We start from the raw sequence: 26,294 nt of genomic DNA on the forward strand, positions 1-26,294 counted from the left end.
CGTTCCCGACCTGACGGGGCCGCCTCGCCCGCATTGTCGAGACTGTTGCAGCCCGATTGGTGCGGAACGCCGATCAGGAACTGTTTCGGCGGAGACGGACAAGAAAACATCCGGAAACGAGCATGATTCGACTCTCACGTTGAAATCAGCAACCATCGGTTGTCGATTGCATCGAGCCGTTCGGCTCGACGTTGCGTGCGGGGCCGGCGATGTGGGTGAGCGGGCGCGAGGACACGGTGCCGCGGCCGCGCGAGGCGACTCCCGGACTTCCAATCGAGATCGCCTTCCTGGCCCGCCACGGCATTGCGCCGCGTGAACTCGCCGTCGTCGCCGCCCGCGCCGCGCGTCTGGGCGTAGACGCCTCGGCGGAGATCATCGCGTCGGGCGTGATCGACGAGGCGGCGTTCTATTGCGCGCTTGCCGATGAACTCGGGCTTGCCTTCCACGACGGCCGGCTGCCGTTCCGCCCCGGCGGCGGTTATGGCGCGATCCTGCGCGAGGGCATGGCGACGGTGGCCGGCGGCGGTCCGTTCCGGTTTGCGATCGCGCCGGAGGGACGCGCGCTGCGGCGGCTGCTGGAGGCGGGCGCGCGCCGTCGTCGGGACATCGCGGTGCTGACACCGGGCAATTTCGCCGCCAGCCTGCGCAAAGCGAACGGCCCGGCGCTCGCGCGCCACATCGCCGGGCTCGATCGCGCCGGGCTCGCCCGCGAAAGCGCACGCACCGGCGCAAGCCGTGGCCAGAAGATCGCGGCGGGCATCGGCGTGGTGACGACCGCCTGGTTCGGGACAGGCGCGCCGCTGGACGCCTTCTTCACGCTTGCGCTGCTGTTGGGTCCGGTCTTTCTCGGTCTGATCTATCTCAGGCTTGCCGCCTGCATGGAGCCTGTGCCGGCGGATCTCTGGCTCAGCCATCGCTGGCGCGTCGATGACAGCCGCCTGCCGGTCTACACGGTCGCCGTGCCGCTTTACCGCGAGGAGGCGGTGCTGCCGCAACTCGTCGCGGCGCTGACAGCGCTCGACTATCCCCCTGCCAAGCTCGACATCCTCCTGCTGACCGAGGCCGACGATGCCGGCATGGCCGGGGCGCTGGCCGGGCTCTCCCTGCCGCCGAGCTTCTCGGTGGTCGTTGCCCCGCCCGGCTGGCCACGCACGAAACCGCGCGCGCTCAACCTCGCGCTGCTCGAGGCCAAGGGGACGCTCTTCACCATTTTCGATGCGGAGGACATCCCCGATCCCCGGCAACTGCGTCTCGCGGCAGCCCGATTCCTGAACGCGCCCGAGGAACTCGCCTGCCTGCAGGCCAGGCTCGCCATCGACCATGCGGGCGAGGGCGTCCTGCCCGCACTGTTCGCGCTGGAATATGCCGGTCTGTTCGAAGTCGTGAATCCCGGGCTGCTGACCGGCCGGCTGCCGATCCTGCTTGGCGGTACCTCCAATCATTTTCGGACCCGCGCCTTGCGCGCCGTCGGCGGCTGGGATGCCTGGAACGTCACCGAGGATGCCGATCTCGGGCTGCGCCTTGTCCGCGCCGGCTATCGGATCGGAGATCTCGCGTCGCGGACGCGCGAGGAGGCTCCCGTCACCGTGCCGGCCTGGCTCAGGCAGCGTTCGCGCTGGATCAAGGGCTATATACAGACCCTCGTCACCCATCTGCGCTCACCCGGCCTGTTGCTGCGCGAAGCCGGGTTCGCCGCCAGCCTGACCTTCATGGCGCTCGCCTTCGGCACTGTCGCCACCGCGCTTGGCTATCCCGTTTTCGCGGCGGCGCTGGTCCTGGCCTGGCTCGATGGCTCGCTCTGGCTGTCGATCGGCGGTCTCGGCCACGCCGCTGCGATCATGGCCATCGTCGTGTCGCTCTTTGGAACCGTCGCGATCCTCGCGCCGCCGGCGCTGGGCGCGCTGCGCGGCGGCAAGCCGCATCTCCTCGTGCTGGTACCGCTGCTGCCGCTCTATTACGTCCTGGTCTCGGTCGCGGCCTGGCTCGCTTTCTATGAGTACCTGACCGACCCGCATCGCTGGAACAAGACGATGCACGGGCTGTCGCGCCGCAGTACCGGCTCGGCGTCCGGCGGGTCTCGGCTCACAGATGCCGCAGCCACTCCGCCGCCGCCTCTGCAGGAGGCCGCTCGCTGTTGAACGAGCCGACGAAATTGCCGGTCTTGTCCATCAGATAGACCAGCGCGGTATGGTCCATCGTGTAGTCGCCATCCTTGAGCGGCACTTTCTTGGCATAGGCGCGATAGGCCTTCACGGTGGCGTCGATCGCGGCGCGGTCGCCGGTCAGCCCGATGATGCGCGGATCGAACGAGCCGAGATAGCTCTTCAGGACGTCGGGCGTATCGCGCTCGGGGTCGACGCTGACGAACAACGCCTTGAGCTTCTCGCCCTTGGGGCCGGCCGCACGCAGCGCCTCGGAGATCTCGAACAGCTTGGTCGGGCAGATGTCCGGGCAATGGGTGAAGCCGAAGAAGATCAGGAAGGGCGCACCACGCAGCTCCCTGTCCGTGACGACCTTGCCGTCCTGGCTCGTCAGAGCGAATGGCCCGCCGACGCCAGATGTCGCGCTCTGGCCTGCCCGGTTGGGCGCGAAAGTGACGAAGGCGGCCACCGCGAGGGCGGCCGCGCCCAGCAGGAAGACGACGAGAGGCAAGACGAGTCGGCGGTTCACAGGTAAAGTTCCGAAGCGTGGGAGATCGGTTTGCCCTAGAAGCAGGCGATGATGGTGGCGATGAGGCCGTCGGTGAAAAGCCGGTCGCCCTCGCGCCACCACAGCAGCAGGCCGGCCAGCAGCAGGCTGAACGCGCCGCCCACCAGCAGCAGAACGCCGGCGCGCGAGGGCGCGACGGCCTGCTCAACGATATCGTCGCGCGCTTCGCTCATCGGCGGAACATAGACCTGCCCGGCCGCGGCCGGAAGCGGCGTCCGTGACGCAGGGGATTTGCGGTGGAGGTGTGCCGCTTTTTTCAGCTGTCGTATTGCGGTGTGACCTCGTGTAACCGTGTCGCGCAACGCGGCGGGGGTCGATCGTGATGAGGACAGGCGGAAGCGCCGGGCTTGCGCCCGCGCATGTCGGGGATAGGCCGTCGCTATCCCTTGCATCGACGTCAGCCGACACCGGCGAGCACACCATCGGCGACCGGCTCGACGGCCTCGGCCTTTCGCGGCTGCATCTGGCTATTCTCTTCATCTGCGCGCTGGGCTTCGCGGCCGATATCGCGGAAGTCGTTCTCAGCGGCGTGCTCGCCGCCGTGTTCCTTGGGCCGCCCTACGCCACGCCGCAGTCGGCCGTCTCGCTTCTTCTCGCCTCGGTCTATGCCGGCGGCGCGATCGGAGCCCCGGTAACGGGCTGGCTCGCCGACCGCCATGGCCGGCGCGTGGTGCTGCAGAGCGCGCTCGCGACCATCGCGGTGAGTTCCTTGGCCGCCTCGGCCAGCGGCGACATCGGCACCATGACCGCCTTCCGTTTCATCTCCGGCTTCGCGATCGGGGCCTATCCGCCGCTGACCGCGAGCTATCTCTCGGAAATCCTGCCGCCGGCGCGGCGCGGCGCGCTGATGCTGGCTTGCGCCGGGGTTGCGTCGCTAGGCGCGCCGGCCGTCATCCTGCTGCTGCGTGCGCTGTCGCCCTCGGCTCTGGGCATCGAGGCCTGGCGCTGGGCGCTCGCGGCCGGCGGCGCGGCCGCGCTTTTGGCGGCGGCCCTGTTCTCCGCCGTTCCGGACTCGCCGCGCTGGCTCGCCGCGCGCGGCCGTCACACTCTCGCGGACCGGGCTTGCCAGCGTTTAGAGCGTTCGGACAGGGCGCGGCGCTATCTTCAGCCGGCGCCGCCCTGCTCCGCTGGCGTCGCCGAAGCGCCTGCCGGCCGTCTCGACTCGCGCGCGGGCTTCTTGCGTCGAAGCGCGTTCCTGTCCGTGCTCTACCTGCTCGGCCCTTGGGCGACGCTCGGCTTCCCCCTGCTCAGTGCCGCCGTGATGCTTCAGAAGGGCTTTTCGGTTGGCGATTCCGTGCTGTTCGCCGGCCTGGCGATGCTTGGCCCCACGCTTGGCAACTTTGCTCTGGCGCTGATCGTCGATCGGGTCGGCCGCCGCCCGCTGCTGACGCTTTGCGCGCTGGCGATGGTCGGCCTCGGGGCCGCGTTTACCACGGCGACGGCGCTGGTTCCGCTCGTGCTGATCGGCCTCGCATTCAACCTGACCGCAGCCGTCTACGGCACGATTCTGGCGCTCTATGCAGCCGAAATCTTTCCGACGAAGCTGCGTGCGACGGCGACCGTCGGCGCCTGGGGAGTGGGACGCCTGGTCTCGATCTTCGTTCCCCTGGCGCTGCTGCCGCTGCTCACCGGCTATGGCCCTGCCGCGATGTTTGGCGTCATCACCGCGACGCTCTTGCTGAGCGCGATCATGATCGTCTTCGCCGGCCCGCCCGAGCCGGCCCGACGCAACCTCGCCTGATCGGGTCGCCGTCGTTCAGATGCGGTGAAACCAGCCGAGCAGCGTGCGTCCGAAGCCGGCTTCACCCGCATCGCGTCCGGCTGAGCCCGCGCCGCGCGAACGCAGATCGCCGGGTCGAACGCCGAAGCGCGCAAGGAAGACGCGGCTGAAGTGCGATTCCGAAACGAAACCGTGCGCATAGCTGATCTCGGCGATCGGCAGCCGGCGGTCCGGCAGGCGGACGATGGCGTCGTAGGCGCGGTCGAGACGCCGCGCCTGGATATGCGCGGTCACCCCGCCCTTGGCCTCGAACATGCGGTAGAGCGTGCGCAGCGACACGCGCAGATGCGCGCTGATCGCCGCCGGTGCGAGCTCGGGGTCGGCGAGGTTGCGTTCGATATAGTCGTGCGCCATCGCACGCAGCGTCGCCTCGATCGGCGTCCGGAGTTCATCGTCGATATGAGCCTGGCCGAGCAGCGCGCCCGTCAGCAACACGCCTGCCGCCTGAGCGCCCGCCGCCGCTTCCGGCAGGGACAGCGTGTCGGCGTTCTTGTAGAGCGCGCGCAGATGCGAGGTCAGCAGCGAGAGGCCCGGCGTCTGGCCGTTGAGCACCAGACCGTGGATGTCGCGGTTCGCCCATTCCGCGCCGAGCGCCTTGCGCGGGAAGGTCAGCCCGATCGCGTCGTAATCCGTGGTCGTGTTGGCGAAGGGGCGCGACAGATCGACGAGGCGCACGCAGCCCGGCCCGCCGCGAGCCGAGCGGCCGTCATAATCGCCCGACCATGAGCCCTTCGCATCGTGGATCAGCATGACGTGGTCGACGCCGTTGCGCCGCGTATGCGTGCGGGTGCGCCGGAAGGTCTGGCCGACCGTGCGCGCCCGCCCGAGCACCGCTCCCGACAGGTCGACTTTTTCGAAACGGCCATGAAATTCCGGCGCGGCCACCTCTGCGTCGAAGAACTCTGCATGGGTGGCGCGGTAGCAGTCCAGTGCGTCGCGGTTCTCCGGCGACAGCACCAGATCCAGTCGCCTGGGGCGTTCGATCTGCGATTGGCTCATTTGCGCCGTACGATCCGTCAGGACCCGTTGGTTTTTGCCGCAGAATCGCTCGCCGATTAACCTTGGCGCCCGATTCCGTCATCCTGGCAGCGTGAGTCAAGGGTTTTGGCGCGGACAGGCATAGGCAGACTCGCAGATTCGTTAGATAAGCGCTAACCATACGTTACGGATCGATTGACGTTACGAGATTTCTTTGGCGCCTGAGCCGGATGCGGCATCCCCCGCGGCCGGGTTGAGCGCGACCTGAGCCCGACGCCTGATGTCCCGTGCCATGCCTGCCGCGTTCGCGACAAAGATAGCCAGAATTGCGGCGAACCCCGCCGCAAGGGCTGGCTCGTCGGTTCTTGGTCCGCTTCGCCAGCGCTGCCTTGTCGGGCAGGTCATGGCGCTCGCGCTGTGGAACGCGCCTGCCTTCGCGCAGAACATCATCACGCCCGACGGGCGCACCCAGACCAATGTCGCCGTCAGCGGCGCGACGACCACGATCACCACCCAGACCGTGTCGGGCGGGGCCGGCTACAACTCGTTCTCGCGCTTCGAGCAGTCGGCCGGCACGACGGTCAACATGCATCTGCCGCAGAATACGGCGGCGCTGGTCAACATCGTCCGCAACGGCCCCGTCGTCGTCAACGGCATCCTGAATTCCTACAAGAACGGCTCGATCGGCGGCCACGTCTACTTCTCGGATTCGGCCGGCTTCACCGTCGGTCCGTCGGGCGTGATCAACACCGGCCGGCTCACCGTCAACACGCCGACGCGCGAGTTCCTCGATCAGGTCATCGGTCCCAATGGCGTCGTCAACGAGGCGGCGGCGGCGAGACTCAGGGCCAACGACATTCCGATCTCGCCCGATGGCGCGATCACGATCGAGGGCCGGATCAACGCCAGGCGCGGCGTGACGCTGCATGGCCATTCCGTCAGCGTCTCCGGCCAGATCGCGGCCAACGCCGCGCCCGTCGGCATCGGCGAGCGCCGCCAGCGGCACCAGACCGCCTTTGCCTCCAGCGTCAACACCAGGGGCGTCAGATATGGCGGAGCGATGGTGGCGCGGCGCGGCGGCGGCATCGAGATCGTCGCGGCCGGGACGGCGCGTATTTCCGGGACCTTGCGCGCCAACGCGACGGCGCGCCGTTCCGCCGGCACGATCGTGGTGCGCTCCGGCAAGGGCACGACGATCACGCAGACGGCCAGGCTGAGCGCGACCGGCGCGGCGCCCTCGGCGAAGCTCGCCAGGTCCGCACCGGGCGCGACGGCGCCGCTGGTCAACACCGGCGACGGCGGCAAGATTTCCATCACCTCCGATGCCGCGATATCGATTGCCGGCGGCGCGCGCTTCGACGTCAGCGCGGCGCAGGGCGCGGCCGGCAAGGGCGGAGAGATCAGGGTTCTGGCGGGGACCGATCTCGACGTCGCCGACGGGGCCGTTTTCCGCAGCAAGGGCGGTCTGACCGGCGATGGCGGTTTCACCGAACTCAGCGCCAGGCAGACCGTCAGGCTCGGTGCGGTCGATGTCGATCTCTCGGCGGGCTCCGGCAAGGCCGGCCTGCTCTATATCGACCCGACCGACCTGATCATCGGCACGGGCGGCAGCGCCAGCATCATCAACGTCACCGGCACGGATGTGTCGTTGCAGGCCGACAACAGCATCACGATCGCCGCCGACGGCGTGATCGACACCCGCCAGTTCAATCGCGCCGCCAATGGCGGCGTGCTCTCGGCCGCCAACCCCTCGACCGGCGCGTCGGGCTCGATCACGCTGACCGCGCCGAACATCAGCGTCTTCGGTTCGCTCCTTGCCGGCGTCAGCACGGGCAGCGCGTTCGCGGCGGGCGACGTCACGCTGGATGCGACAAAATCGCAGATCCTGGTCGGCGGGCTCGCCAGCGCGACCTCGACCATCGACATCCACGGCACGATCACCGGCAAGGACGTCTTGCTGAAGACGGACTCCACCGCGATCGCCTCCTACACCAATTCGGCCGTCGGGATCGTGACGGCGGCGGCGCAGACGGTCGTGGCGGCGGCTCTCGGCCTGAACGGCGGCTATGTCGCAAGCGAGGTGCTCAGCCGCGTCCGCATCGTCGACGGGGCGAGCATCACGGCGACGAACGACGTCTCGGTGATCGCCAAGGGCAAGCAGGAAGCCTCGATGCCCGCGATCACGATCACGGGGGCCAACGCCTTCGGCGGCGCGGTCTCGATCGGCGAGATCAGAGGCACTGTGACCACCGACATTGCCTCCGGCGCGACGATCAATGTCGGCCGCAACCTCGCCGTCCGGTCCGAGAACGACGTCAAGCTCGGCGTCACCGCGCTCACCGTCACTGTCGGCACGGCGCTGGTGGCGGCGACCGTCGCCTATGGCAATGTCGACGTCACGACCTCGGCCAAGGTCCATTCCGGCGCAACGATCACGACCAGCGGCGTCAGCAATGTCAGCGTCACCGCGTACAACACCAACTCCTTCTCGACCGGCGCCACCGCCGTTGCGGCCTCCGGCGGCGTTGCCGGCGCCTCGTTCGCCTGGTCCGAGTACAAAGCTGAATCCGAAGCCTTGCTCGGCGCGTCGCTCGGCACGAGCGCCAACAAGGTCCAGAGCGTCACTGTCTCGGCCGTCACCGACACGGCCAAGAACGCGACCAGCGCCTCGACCACGGTCGGCGACAATTTGATCTTCAACGCGGGCCCGGAAGGCACGACCGTCTCGACCCTGCTGAGCCAGATCTTCGGCAAACTGTCGAGCGCCTCGTCGAGCGTCCCGGTCAAGGCCGGTAGCGCGGTCGCCATCGCCGACAGCAATCTCAGCGCCAAGGCCTCCATCGCAGCCGATGCCGGCGCAGCCGCGCCGACGATCCATGCGTCAGGCAATGTCGCGGTTGCGAGCCGCCAGTATGATTTCGGCGTGCGCCTGATCGCCGATAGTTCGGTCAACTCGAAATCGAAGGACCCGACCGCGGCGCAGCCCGAGGCTCAGGTCTCGCTGTCCTTCGGCATCGGCGTCGGCAACTACAAGCACGACTCGACCGCCTTCATCGGCTCCGGCGTCGAGATCAACGCCTTCCGCGCCGGCGTCGCCGCCACGAACGAGATGCCGATCTCGAACACCTGGACGAATTGGGCCGGTCTCAGCGAGACGATTTCGCACATCAACGGCAATCTCGGCATCGTCAACAACATCATGACGAGCTACGCCAACGCCAGCTCGCAATCCTCCGAGCTCGGCCTGGCTGGTTCGGTCGGCTATTTCCGGGCGAACAACGACACATCGGCTTATGTCGCCAGTGGCGCCACGATCAACACGACGTCCCTGAGCCCCGCCTGGACGACGACGCTGGCCAATGGCTACGTCCAGAACTTCAGCCAGGCCGTCAGCGTCGTCGCCGATACCACCATCCACAGCATCGACGGCGGGGGCAATTTCGGCCTGACCGGCGGCGTCAACGGCGGGGCGGGCTCGGCCGCCGGCGGTACCCTGATCACCAGCGGCCGGACCAGCAAGACCGTCGCCGCCATCGCCGACGGCGCGACGATCATCACGTCGGGGCTGGCCGTCACCGCGACGGCATCGGACAAGATGTTCCTGGTCGTGACCTCGTCGGGCAAGTCCAAGGGCGTGGCCCTGAACGGCATGGTCGGCCTGGCGGGGCTGGACAACCAGACCGTGGCCTCGATCAGCAACCGCGCCCTCGTCACTGCCGATGTGGTGGACGTCAGGGCGGAGCAGTTCATCTCGATGTTCTCGGTCAGCGGCGCGTTCGTCCTGGCCGGGGCCGATGGCAGCGCGTTCGGCGTCTCCATCGGACGGATCGACGCCACGACCGTGACGCGCGCCTATATCGGCGACAATTCCGACGATCTGTCGGATGGCCGCCTGCACGGCGCGGGAACCGCTTCCGGCCTCATCCGCACCGACTCGCTGACGGTGCAGGCCGCGACCACCGGGCGCCTGACAGCGGCGTCGATCGCGGCGGCCGTCGTCGACGGCACGGATTCGATGACGCTGGTCACCGACGATCCCTTCTTCGCGGCCTCGACGGCCGCGAGTTCGGCCGGAGGTGGTGGCAAGCCGTCCTTCGCGCTGGCTGGCAGCGCCGCCGTGGCCTCGACGCAGCTCGGTACGTCGGCCTGGATCGACGGCGCCAGGATCGAGAAGAAGACGACCTCCCTCACCACCGCCGCAACCGCGCTGAATTCGACCATCATCGAGATCGGCTCCGGCTCGGCGGCGCTCGTTCTGGGGCTCCAGGGCGGTTCGAGCGTTTCCCTGGCCGGAGCGATCGCATTCGCCAAGCTCGACAACAGCACTGATGCCCGGATCACCCAGTCGACCCTGAGCGATGTCGCAGACACGCAGGTCCAGGCGATCGCCGGCGGCCGCGTCACGGCCGTGGGCCTGGGCATCGCCGGCGCGATCGAGGGCACGGGGGCCGCAGCCATCTCGGCGGCGCTCGGGCTGGTCACGAACCGCGTCTCGGCGTCGATCTCCGACTCGACGCTGCTGGGCGCGGCCAACGTTCTGTCGAACCTCGTCACCGTCAACGCCTACCAGACCACCGATATCGGCATCGGCGGCGGCGCGGCCTATTTCGGCGCGAAGACCGGCGTCGGCCTCGCGATCACCTATGCCGAAACCCGCGACCCGTCCGGACAGGACGCGGTCAGCGCGAAAGTGACGCGCTCGCGCATCGAAGCCGTCGATGGGCTCGTCGTCACCGGCTCATCCGCCAGCCGCATCGTCTCCGGCGCGATCAGCGCCGGAATCGGAGGCAACGGCCTGTCCGGCTCGCTCGTCTTCAACAGCGTGACGCCGACGGTCCGGGCCTCGATCGACGATGACTCCGCCCTCCCGCCGACGATCACCCTCAGCGGCAATGTGGTCGTCGTCGCGGACGGCAGCCGCGACAGCGCGCTCGACGCGATCATCACCGGGCGCCAGCTCTTCACGGCAACCGACACCAGCCAGATCGACTTCACGGGCGCCGTCACCAATGCCGGGGCGGCCAACCCGACCGGAGCGTCGATCCTCGCCATCGCCGGCGCCGTCCAGGGCGGCGACAACAATATCGGCGTCGCGCTGCTCAGCAACCGCGTCGCGCAATCGCATATCGCCGAGATCCAGGGTGCGCGGATCACCACGACGGGCGACGTGATCGTGCGCGCGCAGGACGGCGCGATCATCACCGGCGTCGCGGTCGGCCTGGGCGTCGCCACCGGCAAGTTCGCGGGCGTGGCCTCGGTGACGCTGCAGTCGATCGACAATGTCGTGCGCGCCGGCATCACCGGCACGAACGCGATCGTCACCGCGCGCGATATCTCCTTGAGCGGCAGCGCGACCTCGTTGATCCGCGGCACCGCCGGCTCTCTCGGCCTGAGCCTCGGCCAGGCCGCGGTCGGGCTGTCGATCGTCGACAACAGCATCGACAGCGAAGTCGGCGTGGCCATCGAGGATGCGCGCCTGCGCGCCTCGGGCGACGTCGTCGCGAAAGCCGAGTCGGATTCGCGGATCACGACGCTCGCCATCGGCATCGCGATCGCGCGGCAGGCCGGTTTTGCCGGCTCCGTCGCCACCAGCAGCATCGGAACGGACGTCACTGCGGCCGTGAAGCGCGCCGACATCATTGCCGAGAACAATATCGGCGTGATCGCGACCAATCATGACCGCATCGCGGTCTCGGCCGGCGCTCTCGGCGCTGCCGGCGGCACGCCAAGCGTCGCCGGCGGCCTCTCCGTCGTCAACAACACGATCGGCGGCAGCACGGTCGCCTCGGTCAGCGAAAGCAGCACGGTCGATGCGCGCGTCAACGGCACGGGCTCGCTCGCCATCACCAGCGGCGCTCTCGTCACCGCGCCCGATCTCTCCACCCCGACCGGTCCGTCTACGACCTTCCCCGACCTTGCGATGGCCACGCGCAATGTGCGCGGCCTCGCCGTGATCGCGACCTCGCAGCAGGCCGTGATGGCGAATGCCGTCACAGCCGGCATCGCGCTCTATCCTCTCAGCGGCGCCGTCGGCTACGTCACCATCCGCAACAATCTCGGCGGCGAGACGCTGGCCTCGATCGATACGAGCACGATCGACACGCGGCTCGCCGGCGGCCAGACCCCGACCGCGATCGTGGTCGATGCGGCGAGCCATTCCTATGCCGGCAGCTATGTCGTCGTCGGCGCGATCGGCGGCGTCGCCGGCGCAGGCGCGGACGCCAACACCACGCTGAGGCGCCGGACCAGCGCCTCGCTGAACAATTCGACCACCGGCACCATCGCCACCAGCCAGGGCGGCCTTGGCGGCGTCGGCGCGGTCCAGGTCGCGGCGACATCCTCGCAATCCTCGACCGGCCAGACCATCGGCTTCTCCGTCGGCGGGCTCGGCGCGGCGGCGAGCGGGCTGGTCAACAGCTTCGAGGCGGTCACGACCGCAAGCCTCGACCAGGGCCTGCTCAACGCCGCCTCCCTGCGCGTGAGCGCCGACAGCACGAACGGCTTTTACGGCGTCGCCGGTGTTGGTGCCGCCGGCGGCGTCGCGCTTGGCAGCGCTTTCGTCGTCGGCCGCAGCAACGCCACCACGCTGGCGACGATAGGCGGCGGCGCCGACGTCACCACGCTGAACGTGTTCGGCGCGCTGAACGTGCTGGCGACCAACACCAACCGCTTCACCGCGCTGGCGGCCGGCGGTGCGGCGGCGGGCATCGCCAGCGTCGCCGGCATGGTCAACCTTATCGACGTCGCCAACACCACGCGGGCCGGGCTCTACGGCGTCAACTCGAGGCAGACCACGCCGCCGTTCATGCAGCAGGTCGGCCAGAGCATCGACGGCACGTTCAACATCATCGCGCGCGAAACCACGACGATCACGCCCAAGACCGGCGTCGCCTCGATCGGCGGCGCCGGCATCGGCGCCGGCTCGGCGACCAATGTCGCAAGCCTCGACTCGAGCGTGCTGGCCGACCTCGTCAACAGCACCGTCACGACGCCCGGCGCGGTCGTGGTCCAGGCGATCAGCGACCGCAATGTCGACGCCAACGCCTTCACCATCGGTCAGGGCGGCTCGATCGGGCTTGGCGCGGCGGTCAACGTCATCTCGGTGGGCACGGGCGCTCCGTCAGGCGCGGACCTCAACATCGGCGGCGACGGCACGCTCTCGCGCGTCAACCAGCTCACCGCCGTCGATCCGGGCTTCACGCTCAGCACCAGTGGGCTTGCGACCTACCGCACCCTGCCCGGCGTCAACGCTGCAGGGCGCACCGACGACCAGCTTCGCACGGCGGCCGGCGCTGAATATCTCGCGCTGGTCCAGAACGGCACGGTCGTGAACGATGTGCTGACCCTCACCAGTAGTGGTGTCGCGGCATTGCGGGCCAATGCCGCGACTGCGCTCGGGCAGACCTCGCCGACCGACCAACAGGTGCGCGACTACGCCGCGACGCGTTACACCGCGCTGAAGGCGGCGAACCTGCAATATGTCATCGGCGACGCCGGGCTCGGCTCCTACCGCGAGATCGTTCAGGTCGCGACGCCGACCGCGACCGACGCGCAGGTCAGGATCGCAGCCAACGACGCCTATGCCACGCTTCTGGCCAACGGCGTCCCGGTGAGCGGGCTCTACTCGCTGCGGCCCTCCGGGGTCGCCGTCTATCAGGCCGCCGCCGACGCCCAGCTTGGCCGCACCGCGACGCAGACCGAGGTCCGCGACTACGCCGCCTCGCAATATGCCTGGTTCACCAGCAACCGCGCCCGCACCGCGACGCCATCAGCGATCAGCGCCACCGCTTTGCTCGACTCGACCGGCTCGCAGACAGGCGCGACTGCGCTCGGCGGCGCGATCACGGCCACCTCCGTATCCGTAACCTCGACCTCGAAGACGTCGACGGAGAACACCGCGCTCGGCATCGGCGTCGGCGGCATCGGCGTCGGCGCGGCGCTGGGCTTCACCACGGTCGCCGACACCGTCAGCGCCCGGCTCGATCAGGGGACCGTGACGACGGGCTCGATCACGGTCAACGCATCCGCGATCGACGGCGCGGGCGGCGCGGCCTCGCGCGTCGATGTCACGGCCGGCGCAGGAGCGGGCGCGGCTGCGGCCGGTGCGGCGGTGGCGCAGGGCTCGGTCTCGAATACGCTCACTGCCCGGCTCGGCGGCACGCTCACCGTCACGGGGGCGACGTCGGTCAACGCCAGCACGACGCAAGGCTCGCGCGCGGACGCGCTCGGTGCGGCCGCCGGCGGCGGCGGCGCGCTCGGCGTCTCGGTCGCCAGCAGCAGCCTGAGCGGCACGGCAACGGCCAATCTGGCCGGCAATGCGACGCTCTCGGGCGGAACCTCGCTGTCGGTCGCCGCCAGCAGCAACGGCATCTCCTATGCCTCGGCAACCGCCGGCGCGGGCGGGTTGCTGGTGGCCGGCGTCGGCGCCGATGCGCGCGCCAGCGACACCTCGCATGTCGAGGCCCATCTCGGCGACAATGCCAGCGTCAATGTCGGCACCGGCGCGATCACCGTCTCGGCGACCGCGACGCCCGACGCCAAGGCGGCCGCCTATGGCGTCTCCGTCACCGGCGGACTCGCTGTCGGAATCGCGATCTCGCGCGCCACCGTCAACCAGACCGTGATCGCGGCCATGGATGGCGGCGCGGCAACCCAGCGCGCGCTCACCGCCGGCGCGCTCTCGATCCTCGCGACCAGCGCGATCGCCGGCACGCCTGTCACCTCGATCGGCGGCTCGCCCGGCGCGACCAGCCAGTTCAGCCGCGGCGGCACCGGCGCTGCGGCCTGGTCCTTCGCCGGCTCGGGCGCCTATTACGCCAGCGCCGTCGGCTCGGACGCCGGCGCAAGCGCGAGCTCGACCGTCACCGCCTCGGCTGGCGACAATGTCCGCCTGCCCAACGCCGTCGTCGCGATCACCGCGACCAACACCACGCGCCAGATCGCGTCGTCGACCGGCTTCTCGATCGCCGGAAAATATTCGGTCGGCGCGGTGCTGGCCGATGCGCATTCGAACTCGACGACACGCGCCACGCTTGGCGACGACGCGCGGATGGGCGGCAACGCGGCGAGCAGCTTCAGCCTGACCGCGACGGGCAGCGACACGCAGATCGCCAAGGCGGTCTCGGGCAGCGGCGGCCTCATCTCCGGGGCAGGAGCGTCCGCCGATACAGACAATACGGCGACGGTGACGGCGAGCATCGGCGCGCGCACGCAGATCGGCGCCAACACCATCCTCGTCAATGCGGGCCACACCGATTTCTACGCCAACCTGGTCGATGCGACCCAGGCGGCGGCCGTGGGCGCCAGCGCCTCGCTCGCCAGCCACGACGGCAGGTCGGACGTGCTGGTCGATGTCGGCGCGAGCGTCGTCTTCACGGCCATCGGCAACGGCACGCGCGGCTGCTACGTCACCACCTGCCTCCAGGGCATCGAGCTCGAGAGCCGCAACATCTTCAACCAGCTCGCGCTCGGCGACACGATCAGCGCCGGCGCGGGCGGCGGCATCAACGGCGTCGGCGCGAAATCGACGGTCGGCATCGACGGCACGTCGCGGGTCGTGGTCGGCAACAGCGCCAACTTCGCAAGCGGCAGCAACGCCATCGCTTCACCCGGCCCGATCGCGATCCAGGCGATCACGCTGCTCACCGCCGACGACACGGTGACGCTGACGACCGGCGGCGCGCTCCAAGGTGCGGGCGTCACCTCGCAATATCGGGCCGATGTCGACAACGAGGTCACGCTGGGGACCAGCAACACCCTGACCTCGGCCGGAACGGTCAATATCGGCACCTATACGACGGCGACGGTGAAGACCAACGCGCTGGTCACGACCTACGGCCTCGCCGCCGTCGGCGTCGCCGAGGCCGACACCAATATCCGCACCGACCAGGTCGTCACCATTGGCGCCAACAGCACGTTGACGGGCCTCGACAACGTCAACGTCACCGCCGGGCGCGACGCCTCGGGCCTGGCCATCACCGGCATCTATGGCGACGCCACGGCGATCGGCTATGTGCGCGGCCTGATCGCCATACCCGACGCCGACGCCGCGACCGACCTGCAAAACCACGCCACGCTGAACGTCAATGCAGGCGCGGCCCTGCTCAGCGCCCAGAACGTCACGCTCGGCGCCTATAACGGCACGGTCACGCCCAATGCCGACGGTGCCGGCCACGGCTTCCAGCTCTATTTCATCCCGGTGACGCAGCGCGACGAAAGCCCGGGATCGGCCGCGACCTCGACAGTCGTGATGAACGGCCGCGCCGTCGGCGGTGTCTTTCACGAGCAGGAGATCATCATCGGCTGCGGCGCGGGCGGCCTGTCGATCTGCGATCTCAACGCCCTGCCGACCGTCTACGTCAAGGCCGGCGGCGCGCCGGTCACCGTCACCCGCGACGACGCGTTCAACGCCGCCGCCTATGTCTACGCCAATTACACCACGACCAACGGTACGATCGACGATACGGCGGTAGCCGACACGCTGGTCGGCGGCATCGCTTCGGGTCTCGTCAGGGCCTACCGGATCAGCCAGCTCTACGCAGCCGGCGGCAATGTCTACGTCAACGGCGACACGATCCAGGGCAATGGCACGCTGACGGCCAATGGCGGGCCGACGATCAAGGTCGTCAACAACAGTTCGGCTTATCTGATCCTCGACGGCGGCGCCTATATCCCCGACCTGACGACCGGCCAGATCCTGTTCACCGGCGCGGCCCAGGGCCAGAACGGGCTGACGCGGACCTCGGCCAACGCCAACGCGCAGGCCAGCATCACCATCGACAACGCCTATACCCGCAGCGACATCGGCAATTTCGGCCCGGCCCTGCTGATCGCCGACGACATCACCAATCTCGGCGGGCTGGTCTCGATCAACAACACCAAGGGCTCGTTCGGCTTCTCGGGCCAGCGCATCGACTCGCTGCAGTTCAACGTCACCGTGCCCGAGGGCGCGGTCGCGATCTCCTCGAACGGTCCCAACGGCATGTACAATGCCGGCGGCTCGCCGCAGGCGGAGTGGGACTACGCGATCTCGTATCCCGGCGGCAGGCCGGGCACGCCGCAGGGCCAGTACGTCATCAACGACACGGTCAACGCGGCCGCCAACGCTTCGACCGGCGGCAGCAGCGACCCGAGCCGATATCTCTACGGCGTCCAGACCGACGGCCCGGACCGCCGCACCAGCATCGTCTATTACGGCAACTGCATCGGCCGCGTCGGCGATGTCGGCTACAACTGCGTCGGTGGCTATCGCTTCAGCGACAACGACATCTTCTTCGCCCAGATTCCGACCGTGCCGCTCTACCGCGAGAGCTATGGCTCCGCTTTGGCCGGCGGCAGCTCTCAGATCTACGGCGCGCAGGTCGCGATCAAGGCGTCGGTGATCAACATCAACGCATCGATCGAGGCCGGCCGGGCCACGAACCAGTCAGTCGTGCTCGACAGCGGACTGGCGGCGGCGATCCAGGGCTTCCGCGGAAACTATGAGACGTTCAGCCAATATTCCGTCCAAAATCCCGTCATCGACGTCAGCCAGTATTTCACGACGAGCAGTCATGTCTCGACGCTGAACAGCAGCGACCGGCCAATCAAAGTATTCTACGACTACAGAACCAACCAGCTTTCGGTCTCGGACGTCAACGCCTCGTCGGGCGGCGGCTCGGTGCTGCTCGACGGCCAGATCATCAGCACCAGCGCGCTCGGCAGCATCAAGATCAATGGCGGCTTCGGCCATGTCGACATCGTCAACAATTCCGGGCTCGAACTCGTCACCAACCGGATCAACACCGGCACGGCCGCCGGCGCCAACGCCAGCACGAGCAAGATCACGATCGTCGATAGGCTGAAGTCCGCGAACGAGAATACGACGGTCTACGTCTACACGCCCGGCTCCGGCATCACGAAATATATCACCGACAACGGCCGGCAGCCGATCCTCAGCGGCGCGAACGCCACTCCGGGCCAGCATATCGGCGGCGACACCACGACCTACGACACCAAAGACGGCACGCGCTATGAGTGGACGCAGCAGGCGCTCCTGGTGAAGGACGGGCTGATCACCGGCAACCGCAACGCCCAGGGCGTCTGGCGCTATGCATCCGGCTCGGCCAACAACCCGTGGGAGTTCGTCAGTTCGCCGACGCCGGGACAGGCGGGTTTGAGCGAGTTCGTGCGGAGCGCGCAGACGGGCGGCTCCTCGACGCCGCAAGGACGCGTCGTCAGCGACACCAGCGCGGTCAACATCCCGTTCCAGCAGCGCATCTATGGCGGCCACACCACCGTCATCAACGCGCAGCAGACCTATGGCGACTGCAATGGCGGCAATCCCAGCATCTGCTCGGAGAACTTCCGCGGCACGCCGGGCAGCACGGCGAACAGCTTCTGGAACTACAACTACGTCACCAGCGCATATGTGCAGGTCACCGCCTCGGTGAAGGCCGACTATGATTTCGGGATCAGCTTCCAGGGCAATGCGAGCGGCCAGCTCAACATCACCTCCAACCAGTCGATCCGCCTGCAAGGCAACATCAACAACCCGACAGGCGCGGCCTTCATCACGGCGTCGGCCGGCAGCATCACGCAGGCTCCGCAGACCAATATCCTGAGCCAAAACCTGACGATCAGCGCACGCGACGCGCTCGGGTCGACTGCCGCGCCGATCAACGTGGCGCTGACCGAGGGCGGCATCATCGCGGCCTATTCCGGCGCCGGCGGCATCAACCTGAACATCGATTCCGACGCCAAGGTCTGGCGCTTCAACGCCGATCTCGACGCCGCCTCGGGCCGCTATGGCGACATCAACATCCGCGCCACCGGCGGGCTCGAGGTCTCCAGCTACGCGCCGGCGAACTTCACCCATGCGCTCGGCAACAACATCAACATCACCAGCGTCAACGGCGCGGTCGGCGGCATCAACACGCCGCTGCGCATCCAGGCGATGGCGACGACGCTGGCCAATGGCAGCCAGACAGGCGGCGTCGTCAACATCGCGGCGCAGGGCGATATCGGAATCCAGCAGCTCTCGGGCAACCTTCGCGTCGGCCAGATCGCCAGCAGTGGCGGCAATGTCCGGGTCGACGTCGTCAGCGGAACGCTCAAATCGGCCAGCGCCCAGACGGCGGCCCAGTCGCTCTCGACCGAGCAGCTCACGACGATCAAGACCAAGCTCAAGCTGACGCAGGCCGACGGCGCGGACGCCGCAGCCCAGGCGAGCGTCGTCGCCTTCGAGCGCAATGTTACCCAGACCTACGGGCTCTATGCGAGCCTGATCCCCAACGGCACGGTCTCGGGCGGCGTCTTCACGCTCAGCACGTCGGCGATCCCGCTCTACCAGGCGCTGGCCGATGCGGCCTATGGGCGTCATGCGGAGGCCGCAGAGGTCAAAGCCTACGCCGCCGATCGCTACGCGAACTACGCCAACGTGTTTGCCAGCGCCTATGGCGCGAACTGGAACAGCCAGGCGCAGTTCGACGCCAATTCGCTCGTCACCAATTACAATTTCACCACCGCATCAGCCGGCGCGGTCAGCGGCCTGGCCTCGAGCATCACCGCCAATGCCGTCTGGCAGAGCGGCCAGCTCATCGCGGCGATCGACCAGGCGGCCCTGCAGCCTGCCTCGGGCGTCGTCGGCAACGGCACGGCGATCATCGTCGGCCGCGACGTGACGCTGAACATCGGCGGCAGCATCGGCTCGCTCGCGCCCGACGTCGCCGTTTCGCTCGACGCCATCCGCAACGGCACGCTCTCCACAACCGAGCTTCAGGCGCTCGCGGTCGCGACGACGCCGGGTTCCGTCAAGCTCGTCGGCACCAATGGCAGCGGCCAGCGCGTGAATGTCGCGAGCATCGGCACAGTCCCCAACGGGGTGACGCTGACTTCGGTCGACATCGCCCAGACCGCCCCGCTCTTCATTAGCGCGACCGGCGTCTTCTCCGGCTCGGCCCAGGGCGACATCTACCTGCAATCCACCACGGCGGCGCAATCGGGCGGCGGCTCTTTGAACATCGGCCGCCTCACCGCTACGGGCCAGATCAACCTGCAGGCGCCGCAAGCGATCACGGTCGCGACCGCGCCGAGCACGACGACGCCGCTCAACGCTGTCCAGATCGATGCCGGCGGCGATCTTACGCTTTCGGCCGGCGGCGGCTCCATCGGTTCGGCCGCGACGCCTCTGGCCTATCAGATCGGCGGCCGGCTGGTTTCCGCTTCGGCTGGCGCGGGCGACGCTTACCTCGTCAAGCCGACCGGCAACGCCGATATCGGCCGCATCTTCGCTCAGGGCACGGCCTCGATCACGGCCAACGCCGGCTCGATCACCAGCTATCTGCCGGGAGTCGCTGTCTCGGCGCGGAACGTTCTGCTCAACGCGTCGGGCAATGTCGGCAGCGCGACGACGCCCTTCGCCGTCCAGTCGGCCAGCGACGGCGAAATCTCCGGCCAGATCGGCGGTTCGGGCTGGATCTCGACGCCGACGCTGGCGACGCAGACGGCCATCGCGCAACGCATCGGCGCGCTGACGGCTGCCGGTAGCCTGACGCTCATTGCCGACGCTGAACTGCGCGTGCTGCGCAGCCTGAACGCGAGCAATGGCGCACTCAGCGCCACGGCCGGCTCGATCGTGATGACTGCCGGCGCAACCGCCTCCGCCGCCGGCCGCGTCACGCTCGCTTCGGCCACCAACGTCACGCTCGGCCACGTCACCAGCGCGCTCGTCGCACCGCAGGGCGCAGCCTCGATCGCGGTCACAGCGGCCGGCGCGATTTTCGGCAATGTCGGCGTGGTCAATCTCGGCGCAGCCCAGGCCGGTGGCGTCGTCGCTCTCAATGCCGGAACCGGCATCGGCACGGCGCTCGCGCCGGTGACGTTTGACGCGCCGGGCCTGTCGGCCCGCAGCTTGCTTGGCGGCGTCAACCTAGAGACGGCGTCGGCCACGCACATCACGACGCTGGCGGCCGATGCGGGCGCGGCAAATGTCACGGCCGATGGCGCGCTGACGATCGACGACCTGAGCAGCGGCGGCGCGGCGTCCGCGACCTCGACAGCCGGCGCGCTAAGCCTGACGACGCTGACCTCGGGCGCGACCGCGACCCTCTCCGCTGCAAATCTGGTCACGATCGGCAGCGCCACGACGACGGCCGGCGATCTGGTCATCGCCTCGACCAACGGCGGCATCACGGCTGCGACCCTGCACAGCTTCGCCGCCTTGAGCCTGACCGCCCCCGGCGCCATTACGGTCACGACCGCGACCAGCGGCACGGGGACGACGGCGACCTCCTCGGCGAGCACGCTGGGCATCACGACGCTGACGGCTGGCGCGACCTCGACGCTCTCCGGCAATGGCGCTGTGATGCTCGGCACCGCCCGCACGACGCTGGGCGACCTGTCGGTGACCTCGACCAATGCCGGCATCACGGCTGCGACCGTGGATGCGGCCGGTGCGGCCACGCTGACGGCATCCGGTCCGCTCTCGGTCTCGACCTCGCTGACCTCCGGTGGCGCGACCACCGCCACTGCGTCGGCCGGCACACTCGGAATCACGACGCTGACGGCTGGCGCGACCTCGACGCTCTCCGGCTTCGGCGCGGTCACGCTCGGGACCGCCCGCACGACGCTGGGCGACCTGTCGGTGACCTCGACCACAGCCGGCATCACGGCTGCGACCGTCGATGCGGCCGGTGCGGCCAGCCTGACCGCATCCGGTGCGCTCTCGGTCACGACCGCACTGACCTCCGGCGGAACAACCGGCGCAGCCTCTTCGGCTGGCACGCTGGACCTGGTCTCGGTCGTCTCCGGCGCGACAGCGACGCTCTCGGCATCGGGTCTGGTCACGATCGGGACGGCGACGACGGCCGGCGATCTCGTCATCGCCTCGACGAACGGCGGCATCACGGCTGCGACCCTGCACAGCTTTGCCGCGCTGAGCCTGACCGCTTCCGGCGCGATCACCGTCACGACCGCGACCAGCGGCACGGGCACCGGCGCCGCGTCCTCGGCCGGCACACTCGGAATCACGACGCTGACGGCCGGCGCAACCTCGACGCTCTCCGGCTTCGGCGCTGTGACGCTCGGGACCGCCCGCACGACAGCAGGCGACCTGTCGGTGGCCTCGACCACAGCCGGCCTCACGGCTGCGACCGTCGATGCGGCCGGTGCGGCCACGCTGACTGCATCCGGTCCGCTCTCGGTCACGACCTCGCTCACTTCAGGTGGGACAACCCGCGCAGCCTCCTCGGCCGGCACGCTGGACCTCGTCTCGCTCGTCTCCGGTGCGACCGCGACGCTCTCGGCATCGGGTCTGGTCACGATCGGCAGCGCCACGACGACGGCCGGCGATCTCGTCATCTCCTCGGTCAATGCCGGCATCATGGCGACGACCCTGCGCAGCTTTGCCGCGCTGAGCCTGACCGCCTCCGGCGCGATCACGGTCACCACCACGACCAGCGGCACGGGCACCACGGCGACCTCTTCGGCAAGCACGCTGGGCATCACGACGCTGACGGCTGGCGCGACCTCGACGCTCTCCGGCTTCAGTGCTGTAACGCTGGGCACTGCACGCACGACACTGGGCGACCTGTCGGTGGCCTCGACCACAGCCGGCGTCACGGCGGCGACCGTCGATGCTGCCGGTGCGGCCAGCCTGACCGCCCGCGGCGCCATCACAGTCACGACCACGACCAGCGGCACAGGCACCACCGCGACGTCCTCGGCAAGCACGCTGGGCATCACGACGCTGACGGCTGGCGCGACCTCGACGCTCTCCGGCTTCGGCGCGGTCACGCTGGGCACCGCCCGCACGACAGCGGGCGACCTGTCGGTGACCTCGACCAATGCCGGCATCACGGCTGCGACGCTGGCATCGGCTGCCGACACCCGGCTCACGGCTCTGGGCGCCATCTCCGTGACGGATCTGACGAGCGGCGCGGCCATCGATGCGGCCTCGACCGGCGCCGATCTGTCGGTGACGACACTGCTCGCCTCGGGTTCGGCATCGCTGACCGGCATGAGCGCGATCCGGCTCGGCAGCGTCACGACCACTGGTTCCGTCATTGCGAAGGTCCTGGCCGGACCTCTCGACATCGCCTCGCTGAAGAGCGGCGCCGAGACCCGGCTGGAGGCAGCGGGCGCCGTCAAGGTCGAGACGCTGGAGAGCGCGCGTCTTGCGACGATCGCATCGACCGGCGCGACCATCGACGTGACGACCGCGACCTTCGGCAGGCAGGTCACGTTCGCGGCGGCCGGCGACATCACGCTGGGCAGCGTCTTCGGCACTGGCGGTGGCCTGATCGTCAGGTCCACGACCGGGAATATTGGCGCAACGCTGCTCGAAGCGTCGCAGACTGTCGAGATCGTGGCCGGTGGCGGCCTTGCGATCAACAGCCTGACCAGCGGCGGCAAGACTTCCCTCTCGGCCGGACAGCGCGGCATCGATCTCGCAACCCTGGTGTCGGGCGACGCTGCGTCGCTCGCGGCCGATGGCGCGATCGCGATCGGCTCCGCCACCACCCGGTCCGGCGACCTCTCCGCGACCTCGGTCAACGCGGGCATTGTCGCCGATCGGCTCGATGCAGCGGCCTCGATCTTGCTGACGGCCCGGCAGGCGATCACGGTCAAGACGGCGACCAGCGGCGCGGATATCATTACGACTTCGACCGATGTCGGCATCGCCTTCGGTTCGCTGATCGCGGGCAAGGCCGCGACACTTTCGGGCTCAGGAACTGTCAGCCTCGACACGGGCGTTGCCGTTGGCGCGCTCTCGCTTTCATCGAGTGGCGCCGGTGTCGTGGCCAGCGACGTGCGGGCGACCGGCGATGTGCTGCTGACAGCGGCTGCCGCGATCACGATCACGAAATTGCAGAGCGGCCGTGACGTGGTGGCGTCCGGCGATACGCTCGGGCTCGACACCGTCGTCGCAGGCCGAAACGCCCGCATCAACGGCTTTGGAGCCGTGCGGATCGGGTCCGCATTGACGTCGTCTGGCGACATCTCCATCGTTTCGCAGGCGGCAACGATTCGCGCCGCGACCTTGGACGCATCAGGCGCAATCATGCTGCAGGCTCCTGGAGCCATCATTGTCGGCAGCGCCCGCGGCGGCGATTCGATTTCCGTCACCTCGATCGAGGCTGGCATCGAATTCGGGACGCTGGCGTCCCGTCGCGACACGACATTGACCTCGGCCGTAAGCCAGCGCTTTGACGAGATAGTCGTTGGTGGTTCGCTCGCTCTGACCTCGACGCACGGCGCTGTCACGGTCGCAAGCGCGCGTGCCGGGCAGGATATCGTGCTCGACGCGCAGGCGATCGGGTTCGGTGCGCTCGACGCTGGCCGCTCCGCCCGCCTTCTCAGTGCTGGCGGGATCGAGGGCGATACGCTGGTGGCGACCGACGCCCTGACGCTTCTGGCCGGGCGCAGCGGCGCGGGTTCGATCAGGATCGGCGCGGCGGCGGCTCGCAGCGCCGATGTCACTGCGCCCGACGATGTCCGCATCGGCCGTTTCGGTGGTGGCGACAGGATCACCATCCTGGGCACGACCATTGTCTCCAGCATCGTCCAGTTGCAGGGCGCTTCTGGCGATCCCCTGACGCTCGAATTCGCCGGCTCGCGCGAGCGCACTGCCACGACCGCCGAGCTGTCGATTGATGCTGCCCGCTTCCGCGCCCTGCGGCTCGACATCACCGATGGCGTCCTGCGCACGACGGCGGGCCGCTTCGACATCGTCTCCGCCTTCGTGCCCGGCGCCCTGCGCCTGACCACGCCGGCGATGACGGTCCTGGCCAATAATCGCAGCATCAGGCCGGTCAACGGTTTCGATATCCAGCTCTACCAGAAGGACCGGCCATTCTTCATCAGCGTCGACGGCGCCAAACTGACCTCGGACGCCTATGTCGTGCGCTTCGACAGCCAGGTCGCGAATGTCGAGGGTAGTGGCGGCTTCTCGCTCGGGCGCGACATGCAGCGGCTCGGTGTCGTGCTCCCGACAGGCCTGAGCTTCGGCGACATCGCGCGCAGCTTCGTTCTGGATATTAACGGGCGCTGGCGCAGCCGCGATCCTGAGACGACCGCAAGCCTCGGCGGCAGCAACCAGCCCCGCGTCAATCTGGACGGCGAGGGACGGCCTTGATCGCATTCTCGCGCAAGCGGGGCGGGCCGGCATCCGTTCTGAAGCAGGTTTTGCTCGCGCTGGCGGCCCTGTCTTTCGCCGAAAGCGCCCTGGCGCAGATCGCGCCGCGCACGATCGAAACCGAGGCCGAGCGCCAGCGCCTCGATATCGAGCGCCAGAATGCGCCGGCGCGCCAGCGTGGCCCAGGCGTGCTGGCGCCTCCGCCCACCCCAAAGCTGACCTTTCCCTCCGGCGGCGCCACGGTGGTGCTGACGCGGATCGATTTCGACAGCTCGACATTCCTGACGCCAGCCGAACTTGAGGCGGTTCGCGCCCGCTATCTTGGCCGGAAGGTCGACCTCGCCGAAATCGGCAAGCTCGTGCAGGAGGTCAACGATCTCTACGCCGAGAAGGGGCAGGTCACCGCCAGCGCCATCCTGCCGCCGCAGAAGCTCGATGGCGGCGTCCTCAAGGTCGGGCTGATCGAGGGGCGCATCGGCAAGGTCACGGTCACTGGCGCGACGCGCACCCTGCCCTTCTACCTGCAATCCCAGATCCGCGCGACGCCGCAAAGTGTGGTCGATACGCCGGAGCTGAACCGTCGGGTCTCGATCTTCAACCGGATCAACGAGGTCCAGTTGCGGGCGCAGTTGCGCGCCGGAGCCGAGTTCGGACTGACCGATCTCGAACTGGCCACGACGGAGCCGCCGCGCAACCTGGCGCAGATTTCCTATGACAATCAGGGCGTGCGCTCGACCGGGCGCTATCAGGGCCTGCTCTATCTGAAGCACCACAACCTGCTCGGCATCGACGACAGGCTGGTCTTCTACGGCTCGCGCTCGCGCGGCAGTTTGCTCGGCACCGGCAGCTATTCGGTGCCGGTTTCGCCCTGGGGCACGCGGCTCGGAGTCAGCTATACGCGCTCGGCCTTCCACATCGTCACCGGCACGATCCGGGAACTGCGTCCCGAGGGCATCTCGGAAAGCCGCGCGCTGACCCTGTCCCAGCCGGTCTTCGCCACCGATGCCATCTTGCTGCAGGCGACCGGGAGCCTCGGCACCGGCCTGAGCAGCAGCAAGCAGCTCGACATCACGACGGCCCATAGCGGCTATACCAAAAGCTCGGGCGGCCTGACCCTGAATATCAGCACGCAGAGCGTCAACAGCTCCTCGGCGGCCACTTGGGCACGCATCGACTATGACGACAAGATCGCGCAATCGACCCGCCATTTCTCGATCGCGAGCGGCAACACGGCCAACGTCCTGCGTCTGAACGAGGACATCTACGGGCTTCTGGTCGGCGCCTGGCAATACACCGGCGAGAAGCAGCTGCCGGGCGATCAGATCTTCCAGATCGGCGGCCCCACCACCGTGCGCGGTTACCCGATCGGCGCGGCTTTCGGCAATTCTGGCTTCTATGGCCAGGCCGAGCTGCATTACGCCCTGCCCGATCCGCTGCGGACGCTGGAACCCTTCATCTTCCTGGATCACGGCATCACCTACGCCATCACGCCCAAGAGCACGCGCGCGACCTCGGTCGGCGTCGGCCTGTCCTGGCGACCGGTCGACTGGGCGACGCTGGAGGGCGGCATCGCCCGCCCGCTCGAGCGGGTCGTCGCGACGCAGCGCGATCGCGAGCTTTATTTCCGGCTGACGCTGAAGAAGAGCATCTAGCGTGTCCCCGGACGAAATCGACATCGGTTCGGGTGAAGAGAATGCACCAGACACCCAGGCG

General features: G+C 68.6%; 7 protein-coding genes. 4 read left to right on the forward strand and 3 right to left on the reverse strand.

Annotated elements, in window-relative coordinates:
- The first annotated feature begins 215 nt into the window (after positions 1–215).
- Positions 216–2,138 (forward strand): glycosyltransferase family 2 protein, encoded by a 1,923-nt coding sequence (locus AC1DZY_RS12610; RefSeq protein ID WP_476820453.1) that lies wholly within the window; start codon positions 216–218, stop codon positions 2,136–2,138.
- Here the strand turns inward: AC1DZY_RS12610 and AC1DZY_RS12615 are convergent.
- Both AC1DZY_RS12615 and AC1DZY_RS12620 read right to left on the reverse strand, forming a co-directional pair.
- The gene (locus AC1DZY_RS12615) at positions 2,083–2,670 is read right to left on the reverse strand and encodes an SCO family protein (RefSeq protein ID WP_476820454.1); all 588 of its coding nucleotides are present in this window, start codon (positions 2,668–2,670) and stop codon (positions 2,083–2,085) included. The two genes, AC1DZY_RS12610 and AC1DZY_RS12615, sit on opposite strands and share 56 nt — an antisense overlap.
- A 35-nt stretch (positions 2,671–2,705) precedes the next feature.
- Positions 2,706–2,882, reverse strand: coding sequence for a hypothetical protein (locus AC1DZY_RS12620; RefSeq protein ID WP_476820455.1), 177 nt, complete (start codon positions 2,880–2,882; stop codon positions 2,706–2,708).
- Positions 2,883–3,031: 149 nt separating this feature from the next.
- Between AC1DZY_RS12620 and AC1DZY_RS12625 the strand changes: the two genes are divergently transcribed.
- Positions 3,032–4,450 carry an MFS transporter gene (locus tag AC1DZY_RS12625; protein WP_476820456.1) on the forward strand — a complete coding sequence of 473 codons (1,419 nt, stop codon included), beginning with the start codon at positions 3,032–3,034 and terminating at the stop codon, positions 4,448–4,450.
- Between the two features lie 15 nt (positions 4,451–4,465).
- On the opposite strand, the gene AC1DZY_RS12630 is transcribed toward AC1DZY_RS12625, so the two are convergent.
- On the reverse strand, positions 4,466–5,488 hold the full coding sequence (locus AC1DZY_RS12630; RefSeq protein WP_476820457.1) for a helix-turn-helix domain-containing protein: 1,023 nt from the start codon (positions 5,486–5,488) through the stop codon (positions 4,466–4,468).
- Between the two features lie 382 nt (positions 5,489–5,870).
- On the opposite strand from AC1DZY_RS12630, the gene AC1DZY_RS12635 reads away from it, so the two are divergent.
- Positions 5,871–24,581 (forward strand): leukotoxin LktA family filamentous adhesin, encoded by an 18,711-nt coding sequence (locus AC1DZY_RS12635; protein ID WP_476820458.1) that lies wholly within the window; start codon positions 5,871–5,873, stop codon positions 24,579–24,581.
- Positions 24,578–26,233, forward strand: coding sequence for a ShlB/FhaC/HecB family hemolysin secretion/activation protein (locus AC1DZY_RS12640; protein ID WP_476820459.1), 1,656 nt, complete (start codon positions 24,578–24,580; stop codon positions 26,231–26,233). The genes AC1DZY_RS12635 and AC1DZY_RS12640 overlap by 4 nt, the downstream gene beginning before the upstream one ends.
- Positions 26,234–26,294: the final 61 nt, after the last annotated feature.

This window comes from Allobosea sp. P2_A10 (genome assembly GCF_056405115.1).